Origin of the sequence: Gordonia pseudamarae (assembly GCF_025273675.1) — a bacterium.
GTDB lineage: Bacteria > Actinomycetota > Actinomycetes > Mycobacteriales > Mycobacteriaceae > Gordonia > Gordonia pseudamarae.
In genome coordinates, this window is record NZ_CP045809.1 from 572,399 (window position 1) to 584,963 (window position 12,565).

The 12,565-nt window shown below is 66.4% G+C and carries 9 protein-coding genes and 1 tRNA gene; 1 reads left to right on the forward strand and 9 read right to left on the reverse strand.

What is annotated here, in order from left to right; translation table 11 throughout:
- Positions 1 to 91 precede the first annotated feature (91 nt).
- The 8 genes from GII31_RS02460 to GII31_RS02495 all read right to left on the reverse strand — a co-directional run bounded on the left by GII31_RS02460 (position 92) and on the right by GII31_RS02495 (position 10,101).
- A complete protein-coding gene (locus GII31_RS02460) occupies positions 92 to 604 on the reverse strand; it encodes a hypothetical protein (protein ID WP_246222071.1) in 513 nt (170 codons plus the stop codon).
- 267 nt (positions 605 to 871) lie between these two features.
- The gene (locus tag GII31_RS02465; RefSeq protein ID WP_260840259.1) at positions 872 to 1,525 is read right to left on the reverse strand and encodes a 3-oxoacid CoA-transferase subunit B; all 654 of its coding nucleotides are present in this window, start codon (positions 1,523 to 1,525) and stop codon (positions 872 to 874) included.
- Positions 1,525 to 2,325, reverse strand: coding sequence for a CoA transferase subunit A (locus GII31_RS02470; protein ID WP_213246481.1), 801 nt, complete (start codon positions 2,323 to 2,325; stop codon positions 1,525 to 1,527). The genes GII31_RS02465 and GII31_RS02470 overlap by 1 nt, the downstream gene beginning before the upstream one ends.
- Before the next feature lie 11 nt (positions 2,326 to 2,336).
- Complete coding sequence (locus GII31_RS02475) at positions 2,337 to 3,122, reverse strand: hypothetical protein (protein ID WP_213246483.1); 786 nt, start codon at positions 3,120 to 3,122, stop codon at positions 2,337 to 2,339.
- Between the two features lie 109 nt (positions 3,123 to 3,231).
- A complete protein-coding gene (locus GII31_RS02480) occupies positions 3,232 to 5,535 on the reverse strand; it encodes a hydantoinase B/oxoprolinase family protein (RefSeq protein ID WP_213246485.1) in 2,304 nt (767 codons plus the stop codon).
- Positions 5,536 to 5,560: 25 nt separating this feature from the next.
- The gene (locus GII31_RS02485; protein ID WP_260840260.1) at positions 5,561 to 7,690 is read right to left on the reverse strand and encodes a hydantoinase/oxoprolinase family protein; all 2,130 of its coding nucleotides are present in this window, start codon (positions 7,688 to 7,690) and stop codon (positions 5,561 to 5,563) included.
- A gap of 39 nt (positions 7,691 to 7,729) precedes the next feature.
- A complete protein-coding gene (locus tag GII31_RS02490) occupies positions 7,730 to 8,158 on the reverse strand; it encodes an acetone carboxylase subunit gamma (RefSeq protein ID WP_213246495.1) in 429 nt (142 codons plus the stop codon).
- 35 nt (positions 8,159 to 8,193) lie between these two features.
- On the reverse strand, positions 8,194 to 10,101 hold the full coding sequence (locus GII31_RS02495) for a hydantoinase/oxoprolinase family protein (protein ID WP_213246497.1): 1,908 nt from the start codon (positions 10,099 to 10,101) through the stop codon (positions 8,194 to 8,196).
- A gap of 217 nt (positions 10,102 to 10,318) precedes the next feature.
- On the opposite strand from GII31_RS02495, the gene GII31_RS02500 reads away from it, so the two are divergent.
- Complete coding sequence (locus GII31_RS02500; protein ID WP_213246499.1) at positions 10,319 to 12,166, forward strand: sigma-54-dependent Fis family transcriptional regulator; 1,848 nt, start codon at positions 10,319 to 10,321, stop codon at positions 12,164 to 12,166.
- Positions 12,167 to 12,428: 262 nt separating this feature from the next.
- Here GII31_RS02500 and GII31_RS02505 read toward each other — a convergent pair.
- Positions 12,429 to 12,499 (reverse strand) — tRNA-Gly (locus tag GII31_RS02505).
- Between the last annotated feature and the right edge of the window lie 66 nt (positions 12,500 to 12,565).

Below are 12,565 nucleotides of genomic sequence, written 5' to 3' on the forward strand. Positions count from 1 at the left end.
CGAAACGTAACGCAGATGCCGACGTTCGTCGGCCGATTGTCGAATAGAGGATCAGACGCGGCAGTGGCGAACGCGGCGCGGGCCCACCCGCTCACCTCGCCACGTCGAGGGCGATGACTCCGGGGATGACACTGATGACCGTCGGCGGGCTCTGGTACTGCTCCCGCAGCACCGAGATCGTCGCCACGACCGGCCCGCCGCCGGTGGTCACGCTCGCCTCGGTCTGCAACGATGCCGGATAGCCGGTACTGCTCGGACGTGTGCGCCAATGCCGCAGGTCGACGGTTCCGGTCTTCCCGGAGGCGAGGTTGCGCCAGCCGACCCGCAGATAGCGGTATTCGTACAGCGGGTAATGCGGTGCGACGTTGCGGACGGTGAAGGTGACCGCCGCCGGGGGCGGCGGGAACTGCAGGGTGCGGGGACTCTGCGAGGCCGTGACGGTGATCTGCCGGAACGACCCGCCCGGGACATCGGCCGGCGGAATCTCCAGGCCGCCGGTGGCCGGGAGATGGAAACTCAGCCCGCTCGATACGGTGGCCGCCGGTGCTGCCGCCGCGACGGACGGGACGGCAGCCACCGCTCCGGCGGTGAGGAACGTTGCCACGGCGGTACATACCCGCGATATCGAAAGATCTCGCGGCTTTGAAAGATCTTGCGGCGTCGAAAGTCCTCGTGGCATTGAAAGTCCTCGTGGCATTGAAAGTCCTCGGTGTCTTGGGGATCGGCGCCCGGCCGGGTACACGCCCCGAACCGGATGCCACATGCCCTCGGTGCCCGATGTTGTGGTCCCGTTAACCTCCTTACCTGTCTTCGGCGGGTGCGTCAACAGGCCGATCAGCCGTCGGCGCCCGTCACCAGCACCTAATTGCCTTCATTGTCTTCCCTTCGTTGTGAGGTTCACCGACACTGATGCGCCGGACTTTTCGAGGACTTCCGCGGGCTGCACCCCGGGAGCCAGTTCCACCAGGGACAAGCCGTCCCCGGTCACATCGAGTACCCCGAGGTCGGTGATGATCCGGTCCACGACCCTGCGGCCGGTGAGTGGCAAGGTGTTCTCCCGCAGCAGTTTCGGTGACCCGTCGCGGGCCACGTGCTCCATCACGACGATGACCTTCCGCGCGCCGTGGACCAGGTCCATCGCGCCGCCCATTCCCTTGACGAGCTTGCCGGGCACCACCCAGTTGCTGAGATCGCCCCGTTCGCTGACCTGCATGCCGCCGAGGATCGCGATGTCGATGCGGCCGGACCGGATCATCGCGAAGCTGGCCGCGGAGTCGAAGAAGCTGGCGCCGTCGAGTACCGTCACCGTCTCTTTGCCGGCGTTGATGAGATCCGGATCCTCTTCGCCGTCAAACGGATACGGGCCGAGGCCCAGGATGCCGTTCTCGGACTGCAGGACGATGTGCAGATCCGCAGGGACGAATCCGGGAACCATTGTGGGCAAACCGATCCCGAGGTTCACGTAGTCGCCGTCGTGCAGTTCGGCCGCAGCCCTCGCGGCCATCTCGTCTCGTGTCCAGGCCATCACGCGGCACCTTCCCGTATCGCCGAGTCGTCGTGCGTCCGCACCGTCCGGCGTTCGATGCCCTTGCCCGCCACGTCGTGGACCGACAAGGGCAGGATCTGATTGACGTACACGCCGGGAAGGTGGATGTCGTCGGGGTCGAGCACACCCGGCTCCACCACGTCCTCGACCTCGGCGATGGTCACCTTCGCCGCCATCGCGCACATCGGGTTGAAGTTGCGGGCCGCCTTGCGGAACAGCAGGTTTCCGTGCCGGTCTCCCTTCCAGGCCCGGATGAGTGCGACGTCCGGGTAGAGTGCGTGCTCAAGGACGAAGTCCCGTTCGGTACCGCGCCAGTCGAAGCGCTCCACGCGTTTGGGCGCCGAGGCCACGGCCACTGAACCGTCGGCGGCGTACCTGATCGGCAGCCCGCCCTCGGCGACGACGGTACCGACGCCGCTCTGGGTGAAGAACGCCGCTATCCCGGCGCCCCCGGCGCGCAGCCGCTCGGCGAGGGTTCCCTGCGGGTTCAGTTCGATCTCGATCTCCCCGGCCAGGTACTGCCGTTCGAGTTCCTTGTTCTCGCCGACATATGAGGCGATGAGCTTGCGGATCTGCCGGTTCTCCAGCAGCAGCGAGTTGCCCACCCCGGCGATGCCGCAGTTGTTGGAGATGACCGTGAGGTCGCCGCTTCCCCGGCCGGCCAGGGCCGCCAGCAGCACGGTCGGGATGCCGCACACGCCGAAACCGCCGGTCGCGATGGTCATCGAATCCTCGACCACCCGCACTGCGGCGGCGGCGCTCGATACTTCCTTGTCCATATGTTCTTCCTTCACGCCAGATGCTTGAGCTTGTCGAGCACGACCTCGGGGTTCGCCTGCGCGGGAATTCTGGTCAGCACGATGTCGGTTTCGGGGACCGCCGAACCGCCGGACCAGAATTCGGCCGGCAGAATGCCGATGGTGGTGTCGGTGCCGGTGTCGACCCGGTCGGTGTAGCGCATCACGACCGACCAGCCGAAGTGTTGGGCCACGTTGGTGATCGAGGTGTATTCGGCGAGCGCCTCGGTCAGGCCGTCCGGTGTCTCTACGGCGTCCAGGACGACCGCGGCCACCGGCAGCGTCCCGAGCTGGCCGAGCCATTCGGCGACATACATCGAGGCCCCGTCCGCGTTGTCGGCGTCGATCTCCTCGATCGGCGTACCCGCGACCTCGTGTGCCCAGGCCAGCCAGGTTCCCGGTGAGGGCACCCGCAGGATCAGGCGCCGGCGGGTCGTGTCGGCGACCGTGGCGACGGCCTTGACCAACTGTTGCACCAGTTCCGGGTCGCCGAGCAGGGTGCGCAGCGCGTAGCCCGCGCGGCTTCGGGCACCCATGTCGGTGACGATGTCCGGTCGCGAATCCAGTTGGGCGCGTTGCCAGCGCTGGACGTCGACCCACGTGGCGTCGGCGTTGAGCAGCGCCTGAACCTGGCCGAAATATCCTGCCAGGGACGCGATGTCGGTCCACGGCGGCGAGGATCCCTGGCCGATCACCGTGGTCGCGTAATCGGTGTCGTCGATGATGAGGGGGCGGCTGCGTCCGCTCGGGGGTGCGGCGGCGAGCGAGATGAGGCTCATGGGGGTGTCCTTGGCTGGCGAAATCGGGGGCCGGAGAAATCGGGTGCCGGCGGGAATTCGGGTGGACGTGTACCCGGGGACGCGGTGGCATCCCCGGGTACACGCTGAGTCAGCGGAGTCTGCTGACCTTCTCGCCGTGCTTGGCTTCAAGCTCGGCGATGCGCTTCTCGAGTTTCGAGATCTTGACCTCACGACGGTCGGGGATGTTGATGATCGGCAGTTCGGCCAGCGGCGCGGTCACCCGCTCCGGTCCGTCGATCCCGAACACCGTCGCGGTCAGTTCGTCGGTGTCCGATCCCCAGGAGCCGTAGTAGAGAAGGTCCTTCGGGGGTTCGGGCGTGACGAACCCGGCGCAGAACTCGGCGAAGGGCTTGCCGCGCTTGAGGCGCGCCTTGCGTGCGGCGGCGCGGGCCTTGTCGGTCGCCGCGATGTCGAGGCGGAAGGTCGCCGGGTCGTAGTGCACCGCGAAGATGTCCTCGGCGACCTTGCGGCTGATGCGGCCGAGTTCGGCGTCGGCGACAACCGACTCGGGTGCTCGCTCCAGCGGATCACCATAGCCGCCGCCGGCGCCCTGGCTGATCATGTACAGCTCGCCGTCCTTGGCCCGGTCGAACTGCAGTCCCATGTGATAGGTCGAGTACTGACCGTCGGCGAAGGGCTGCTCGTTCATGATCTTCTCGATCGACAGGTCGAACGTCTTGTTGTCGCGGCGGAAGTGCTCGTAGACGTTGGTGCCCTTGACCATCGCCAGTGGGTAGGTGCCGCAGCCGTAGCCGCCGTACATCCCGTAGATGGAGGAGAACTTGGCGCCCGAGGTGACCGTCATGAATCCCCACTCCGGGGTGCCCTCGGCCGCGACGATCATCTCGTAGCCCATGCCGCCGTTGAACTTTCCGAAGCCCATGTTGTCACGGACCAGTCGCTTGGCCACCAGCTGCATGAACGGGACCTCTTCCTCCATCACCTCCTGCTCGGCGGTGTCGGCCATCGCGCAGAACAGCGGGGACACGGCGTCCTCGCCGTCGCGGAACGGCTTTGCGCCACCGGGCATCCCGTTGAGGTCGGCGCAGAGGTTGCCCACCATGTCGCCGTGCTGGGTGATGCCGCCCCACAGGAACGTGTTGATCTGGTTGAACCAGTTGGCGACGACATTGCTGTACTTGTTCGGCGTCGAGAACGAGATGCGGCTGTAGAGCGCCTGCATCATCGAGAACCCGCGGAAAGAGGCCTGCAGCGACTGTCCCATCGGGGCGTCGTAGGAGGCGTCGGCCCAGGTGCCCTCGTCGGAGATGATCTCGATGCAGCTCATCGCGGCCGTGCACCGCGGCAGATCCGGCCACCAGAATGCCAGGATCGCCTGCATCATCATCGATTTCACCGAACACAAGGGTGAGTTGATCGCGCGGTTGCGGATCTCGGGTCCGGTGCCACGAAGATCCACGGTCATGTGATCACCCTTGATGGTGACCTCGCACGCGATCTTGATGAGGATGTTCTCCTTGAGCGTGCTGTCCATGAACTGATCGAAACGGTAGGTGCCGTCGGGCAGTTCGGCGATCCGCCGGCGCACCTCGGCGTCGACGTCCTCCACCGTGGTGCGCAGCGCGGCCACGAACGTGTCCACCCCCACCTCGTCGATCACCTTGTCGACGCGCTCCATGATCTTGCGGACAGCGGTGATCTTCACCTTGAGGTCGGCGAGCTGCAGTTTGGGATCGCGCACCGAATGCTGAAGGAAGGTCAGCAGATCCCGGCGCAGGTGGCCGCGTTCGACGATCTTGAACGGGCTCATCCGCAGGCCGTCATCGAACGGGGTCTCCGAGCCCGACGGCATGCCGCCCGGCTCACAGGCGCCGTTCTCGCCCTCGTGGATGGTCGCGGCCACCCAGGCGATGATCTGGTCGTCACGGATGATCGGCATGATCATCGACTGATCGGTGTTGTGCACGTTGCCGTATCGGGCATCGTTGTGGATGAAGCCGTCACCGGGGTGTACGCCGACGGTCGGCTCGTCCTTCCAGTACTTCATGATGTAGCGGATCGGGTGGTGCAGGATCGCGCTGAAGGCGATGACGCCGTGGCAGGACAGGTAGGAGACGTCACCGGCGGCGGTGTAGATGGCGGTCGTGAGGTCGCCCCACTTGGCGCCGGGTGCCGCGCCCTGCGCCTCGCACATCTCGTAGCCCTCGTCGAGTGCGCCGGCGATGCGCTTGCGGATGCGCTCGACCTCGAGCCGGTCGATGCCCGCGGCGATGGCGATCTCTTCGTGGTCGGTGCGCGCGGAGATGCTGTGATCGCGCATGATGTCGGGGTCGGGCCCCAGGAACAGGGTGGTCTCGTCCATGAACTTGTCCACCCACTCCTGCTCTTCGGGAGTGAGGGGAGTGACGGGACGTTCGTTGATTGCGGTCATTGTGTGTCCTTCGTTGGTGGGCGGGTCAGTCCTGGAGGAACCAGACCGCGCCCTGCTTGGTCGGTTCCAGACGCCACGTGGGCTCGACGAGGAATGTGGTGGTCTCGGTGGTCACGATGGCCGGGCCGGGAATGACCCGATCGGCGGTGAGGGCCGCGTCGTTGTAGACGGGGGTGTCGATGGCCTTGTCGTGGCCGATGAAGTACGCCTTGCGATGGCCCACCGGATCCGGCACGGTACGTTCCCCGCCGCTTTCCAGCGCGTCGAAGTTGACCACGTCGCCGTCGACGAAGGCGGCCACGCGCACGGTGTTGCAACGGATCCCGGCCTCCGGCGCGGCCGACGCGGCGCCGAATCGGTGACTGTACACGTCGCCGAAGGTCTTGATGATGTCCAGTACGTCGCCGACGCCCGACACCCGGGTCAGGTCCTCGAGCGCGACGGCCTGGGTGAGAAGCTGGTTGCCGTAACGCATGTCGAGTTCCAGCCGGAACTTGACGTCGTCGCCGGCGAACCCCTGCCGGACCAGGTCCTCGCGCCCCTTGGCCTCCAGGTCCTCGATCACCGCGTTGATCTCCGCGTAGTCGTCGTACAGGGCGCGGGTGGTGGCGTTGTACAGGGTGACGTGTACGCCGCGCTCGTGGAAATGCAACTGCCGCATGTTGCCCGCGCCGCAGGCCGAGAACACCGATGAGAATGGCGGTGCCAGAACGCGTTTGATTCCGGCGTGGCGGGCGATGCCGCAGGCGTGCAGCGGGCCGTTGCCGCCGTAGGCGAGCATGGTGAAGTCCTCGGGCAGGTAGCCGCGCACGCGCAGTTCCTTGCCGATGCCGATCGCCATCTGCTCGTCGACGCCGTCCTTGATGACCCGGGCGACCTCGATGACGTCCATGTCGAGGTGATCGCACAGGTTTTCCTCGATGGCGAACCTGGCGCGCTTCGGGTTGAGCTTGATGTACCCGTTGGCGTAGTTGTCGGGATCGAAGTATCCGAGTACCAGGTCGGCGTCGGTGACCGTGGGCTTGAGACCACCCCGGTCGTAGCAGGCCGGACCCGGATTGGAGCCCGCCGACTGCGGACCGATCTTCACCGAGTTGTGGATGCGATCGTAGCCGGCGATCGAACCGCCACCGGCTCCGAGGGTGTCGAGGTGAACCATCGGCACCGACACCAGCCAGCGATCGATGGTGGGCAGGAAGTCATAGTGTTTCACACCGCCCTCGGGCACCAGGCCGATGTCGAAGGACGTGCCGCCCATGTCGGTGGAGATCAGGTTGCCGACCCCGGTCTCGTTCGAAAGGTGTTCGGCGGCACCGACACCGGCAATGGGTCCGGAGTGGATGGTTTGCAGCGCGTCCGTCGAGTTCATCTGCGCCATGCCGCCGGAGTTGTGGATCACCAGCATCGGTCGGTCATAGCCGAAGTCGCGCAGGTTGTTCGACAGCTGCGACAGCGCGTGGAACATGATCGAGTGCAGATATCCGTCGACGATGGTGGAGGTGGCTCGCACATACTCGCCCTTGCGGCCGGAGACCTGGTGTCCCAGCAGGACCGGGATGGCGCCGAGCTCGTGCGGCGGGAACTCGTCGAGGATGATCTCCTGGATCGCCAGCTCGTGTTCGGGGTTCTCGGTCGCGTTGGTCAACGACACCACGATGGCCTCGGCGCCGGCGTCGACCAGTTCGCGCACGACCTTGCGGACATCGTCGGGATCGATTCGGGCGACGATCTTTCCGGCCGAGTTGATGCGTTCCTTGACCGATCGGATGAGCGAGCGTGCGACCAGCGGCTCGGGACGTTCGGCGGCCGGCAGGTTCTGCTGCATCGAGTAGTCCAGGCCCTCGCCGTAGCCGCGGCCACGCGAGAGCGGGATGGTGTCCTCGAAGCCGTGCGTCACGATGGCCGCCACCTTGGGGCCGTTGCGCTCGATGAGCGCGTTGGTGCCCAGGGTGGTGGCATAGCGGACCGAGTCGACCTCGGAGAGGACGGTCGAGCGGTCGAGTCCGGCCCGCTTGCAGGCGAGATCGAGTGCCTCGTTGAATCCGAGCGCGAGATTGTGGTGGGTGGTCAGCGCCTTGGCGTCGACGTAGATGTCGTCCCAGACGAAAAAGCAGTCGGTGAAGGTACCACCGATGTCAACGGAGATGCGTTTCATGAATTGGCTCCTGGGGGAATGCGGTCGCGGCGGACCGGATCATCGAATGTGGCCTGCGGCTTTGAGTTCTGCGGTGTACTTCTGCGCGTCCTCGCCGGGCCCGTAGTTGTGGACCTCCTCGGCGTCGACGCCACGCTCTTCCCACTGCGCGCGCAGCGCGGGGATGTCGATGATCATGTCGATGGCCGGCGGGTGGCCCGGCGGCAGGTATTCGACCTCGATCTGCGTCGCGCAGCCGGGGCAGTAGTACTCGACGATGCGGCAGTATCCCGGGTCGGGACTGAAGGTGTACTCGTACCGTTCGGGATCGATGATCGGCTGGTGGATCTCGCGCGGATCACGGTCGTAGGCGAGGGTTCCGGGCTTGTAGTTGCCGTGCGCCGAGCCCATGTCGTGGGTGCACACGCGGCACAGCCAGCGTTCGGTCTCGAGGTCGATCGACAGGTATTCGGTCATGGGCACTCGCATGAGAGCCCTCCTTTCGGATGGGTGGGTGGGCCGCGTCAGTGGTGGTCGGACAGGAGCAGGTCGCCGGCGGCGGTGACCTGGAAGTACCAGCCGGGCAGCACGCGCGCGGTGAAGAACGGGCCCTCGATGATCGCCGGGCCCTCACCGACGTGGCCGGGGCTCAGGTCGTCGAGGACGTGGACGGCGACCTCGTCGACCCGCTCGGCCGACGAACGCACCGCGCGGGTGCCCGACGACGGGGCCGCGGCCACGGTGACCGCACGGTCGGCGTCGAGCTCGGGGTGCGGCAGACGGGCGGTGACAGTCAGTTCCAGCGACAGCGCGTGTCCGGGGTACTCGACCTCGTCGCCGTCGGTGTAGGGGATCCGGCTTGCTGATCCGTCGTCGAGGTTCTCCAGGACGAGCTGCCAGTCGGTGTCGCAGTCGGTGAGCGCGTATCCCTCCTGGAACATGTCGCGTTCGGCGCGGGCGGCGAGGCCGGCGTACGCCTGCGTCGCGGCCGCCGGGGTCGCCTCGTTGAGGATGACCTCGTAGGTTTTGCCGATGTCGGAGAACGCGATACCGAAGGCGGAGAACACCGCCGCGGTGCGGGGGATCAGGACGCGCCGGACTCCGGCGAGCCGGGCCGCGCCCGCCGCGCTCATGGGTCCGGCGCCGCCGAAGGCGAGCAGCGTGGTGTCGGGTTCGACCCAGCGTTCGAAGGCGCCGGCCAGCGCGGTGAAGTACGCGTTCTCCATCCGCACGAGAGCCTCTTCGAGGCTGACGCCGAGCGGTCGGGCGACGGTCTCGGTGATGACGGCACGAGAGCGCTCGGGGTCGAGGGTGAAGGTGCCGTCGAGGTAGGTGTCGGGGTCGAGCACGCCGAGCAGCAGGTTGACGTCGGTGATGGTGGCCTGCTTGCCGCCGAACCCGAAGCAGGCGGGCCCGGGTGCGGCGCCGACGGATTGGGGACCGACGGTGATCCGGCCGTCGACGACCTCGATCACCGACGAGCCGCCGACACCGGTCGACCCGACATCGCTCATGGCGTAGGAGATGTCGACGCCTTCGATGGCGCCGCGCTCACGGACCAGGACCTGGTTGTCGCCGACGACGCCGACATCGGTGGTGGTGCCGCCGATGTCCATCATGAGCGCGTGGCGCAGGCCGTACACCTTGGCCAGGGCTGCGGTGCCCTCCAGTCCGCCGCGCGGGCCCGAGGAGTAGGTCTTGAGCGCGATCGACTTGGCCACGCGCGAGGACGCGCCGTCGTTGCGGTAGACCAGCAGCGGGTTGGCGACCTTGTACTCCTTGAGACGCCGCTCGGCGCCGTAGAGGAAGCGTTCCATCGTGGGGTGCAGGAAGGCGTTGATCACGCACGACCAGGTGCGGCGGGCGGCGTCGCGATCGCCGGCGAGTTCCCAGCTGTAGATGAGCGGGACCGAACCGAGCAGGTGGCGCGGAAATTTGCGCAGCAGGATGTGACGCAGGGTGTGCTCCTGGTCGGGGTCGGACCCGACGATGACCACACGAGCGGCGCCGAGCGTGGTGAGCCGGTTGACCAGCTGTACCGCGTCGAATTCCAGGTCGGCGGAGTTGGGGTCGACGACCAGGAAGCGGTCACCGATGACACCGTTGCGCAGCTTCTCCGCGGCGGGTGTGGTCACCATCCGATCGGCGAGGTCGGCGATGGTGGTGACCACACCGATCATCGGTCCCTTGCGCTCCACCAGGGCGTTGGTGCCCTGGGTCGTGGAGTAGCGGATGTGCTGGGCCTGATGCAGCAGGCGGGTCAGGTCGGCGTCGCCGTAGAGCTTCGCCGAGGCCTTCTCGATGCCGGCGAACAGGCATTCGGACAGGTCATGCGGGGTGGTCAGAGTCTTGGTGAAGCTGAGCTCGGTGCCATCCCACACGCAGATATCGGTGAGCGTGCCACCGTTGTCGATGTTGATGAGGGTTTCCATGCCGGTCCATTCGTGAGACTTTCGGGGCGTTCGCAAGTGGCCTGCGCCACATTCGCCTCATAAGACTGACTCCCGTCCCGGGGCGTCGAGGTGTCCCACGATGAGACACCGAGGGCCTTGGATTGTGACCCATGTCTCGTTCACTATGTGTGAGTACACGTCGCGCCCGTGTCTGTGCCGAGGTCGACGAATGAACGGCGAGAGGCGGAAGACAAACATGCCCAATACCGACAATCGACTGCTGCGCGTGGCCGCCGCACGAGCCGATTTCCTGGAATCAGGCTCGCAGGGGGCGGCCGGCGTGGGCGATATCGTTGTCGCGTCGTGGGAGCGCAGTCATGCCGCCGGGGTCGATGTCGCCGCCGCGCACAGCACCTTCACCGACGGGATCGACACCGGGTCGTTGCTGGTCAGATGTGCCCGCCCGGTACTGGAACAACTCACCAGCGACACCGTGGACATGCCACTGGTGATCGCGCTGACCGACAGCCACGCCCGGGTGGTTCAGCGCGTCGACGCCTCGGTGGCGGTCGGGCGCCTGCTCGAACGCGTCGACTTCGCGCCCGGATTCACCTACGCCGAATCGACGATGGGCACCAACGGGGTGGGTACCGTGTTCGAGGCCGGGCAGCCGGTGAGTGTGGTGGGGCCCGAACATTTCACCGAGCATCTGCAGCAGTTCGCCTGTACCGGTGCGCCGATCATCGACCCGATGACCCGGCGCATCGAAGGTGTACTGGACATCTCGACGCTCAGCCACACGTGGAGCCCGATCATGCACGCGCTGGTCAAGAGTGCGGCCAAGGACATCGCGCAGAACCTGCTGCTCGATCGCAGCCAGGCGCAGCAGGCGATCTTCGCGACCTACCTGCGGGAATCCGTGCGCACCACCAAGAACGCCGTCTTCGCGTTCGGCGGGTCGGTATTCATGGCCAATGACATCGCGCAGGCATGGTTCGACACGGCCCAGCAGAAGGTGCTGCGTGAACACGCCGCGTTCCTGATGACCCGCAAGGACCGGATCAGCGACACCGTCCCGCTGGGCGACGGCAGGCACGTGCACATCACCGGAACCCGCATCATGACCGGCGCCGACGTGGCCGGGATGGTGGTGATCGCCGAGATCGTCGCCGGACGCAGGGCCGGAATGTCGGTGGACTTCGCCGATCACCACCTGCCCGAGATCGGCGTGACCACACAGGCGACGTCGTCGATCATCGACGACCTGTCGCGCCCGCGCGAGACCATCGTCTCCGGACGTTCCCCCGCCTGGCTGAGCGCGTGCCGGGAATTGCGTACCGCACTGGCCGAGCACACTCCCACGATCGTCGTCGGCGAGACCGGCGCCGGAAAGTTCACCCTGGTCACCGAGCTGTTCCACGCGCTGTTCGACGACGCCCGCAGCATCAGTGTCGACGCCGAAGAATTTGCCGCGCACTATGATTCGGCGGAAGTGGAGAAGCTCATCAATCCGGGTTCGGCGCCGACGCTCTACATCCTGCGCAACATCGACCAATGCACCACCGATGCCGCCGAGCAGGCCGAGCGGTTTCTCACCACGCTCGACGGCGTCGACGGGCCGGTCTGGTACATCGCGACGCTCTCGGACTCGGCCCTCGACTCCGACCTGCCCTTCCGGCAGATGCTCGGACACTTCGGTGCCTCGGTCAACATCCCGCCGCTGCGCTTTCGCACCGACGACATCGATCAGGTGACGGCGTCGCTGCTGCGATTACTCGCCCCCGAGCGCAAGGTGCGGATCAGCCCGGAGGCGCGTCGGGTCATCAACCGGTATTCGTGGCCGCGCAACGTGTCCCAGTTGCACGAAGCCCTCGTTCACGCGCTCCGCCGACGCCCGGTCGGCGAGATCCAGGCGAGTGATCTGCCCGGCTACTGCCAGAGCTTCGCGCAGCGGACCCTGACCCCGGTGGAATCGGCCGAACGCGACCTGATCGTCTCGGCGCTGCGGGCCAACGACGGAAATCGTTCCGCCGCAGCGGAACAGCTCGGTATGGCGCGATCGAGCCTGTACCGCAAACTCCGCACGTACGGGATCGCCGGCTGATCGGGGTCGTGTCACGCTGGGGCAGTGTGCCGCAGTGAGACATCCATAGTGTGGCCTGGGTAGCCTCTACCGGTCAACGTGTCCGGTCGCGCAGACGACATGCAACTGCCCGACGCCCGACTCGGCCTGATCCACAACATGGGTGGCCTCGCAGTCGCCAACCACGTCACGATTCTCGGCGCACCCGGCTGACGTTGGGTCCGGCGAGCCCAGAAGCACGAACTCTCCTGGTCGATTGCCTCCTGACCAGGAGAGTTGTCGGAGCCGATGACGGGAATCGAACCCGCGTATTCAGCTTGGGAAGCTGATGTTCTGCCATTGAACTACATCGGCGTGCGCCGCGAGACGCAAGACACAGAGTAGCAAGCCCACGGGCGGCGCGAGCAGGGGGTACCCCTG

Excerpts from the sequence above, each read along its gene's own strand:
- GII31_RS02465 (WP_260840259.1), bottom strand. The coding sequence starts at position 1,525 with ATGGCCTGGACACGAGACGAGATGGCCGCGAGGGCTGCGGCCGAACTG.
- GII31_RS02470 (WP_213246481.1), bottom strand. The coding sequence starts at position 2,325 with ATGGACAAGGAAGTATCGAGCGCCGCCGCCGCAGTGCGGGTGGTCGAG.
- GII31_RS02475 (WP_213246483.1), bottom strand. The coding sequence starts at position 3,122 with ATGAGCCTCATCTCGCTCGCCGCCGCACCCCCGAGCGGACGCAGCCGC.
- GII31_RS02480 (WP_213246485.1), bottom strand. The coding sequence starts at position 5,535 with ATGACCGCAATCAACGAACGTCCCGTCACTCCCCTCACTCCCGAAGAG.
- GII31_RS02485 (WP_260840260.1), bottom strand. The coding sequence starts at position 7,690 with ATGAAACGCATCTCCGTTGACATCGGTGGTACCTTCACCGACTGCTTT.
- GII31_RS02490 (WP_213246495.1), bottom strand. The coding sequence starts at position 8,158 with ATGCGAGTGCCCATGACCGAATACCTGTCGATCGACCTCGAGACCGAA.
- GII31_RS02495 (WP_213246497.1), bottom strand. The coding sequence starts at position 10,101 with ATGGAAACCCTCATCAACATCGACAACGGTGGCACGCTCACCGATATC.
- GII31_RS02500 (WP_213246499.1), top strand. The coding sequence starts at position 10,319 with ATGCCCAATACCGACAATCGACTGCTGCGCGTGGCCGCCGCACGAGCC.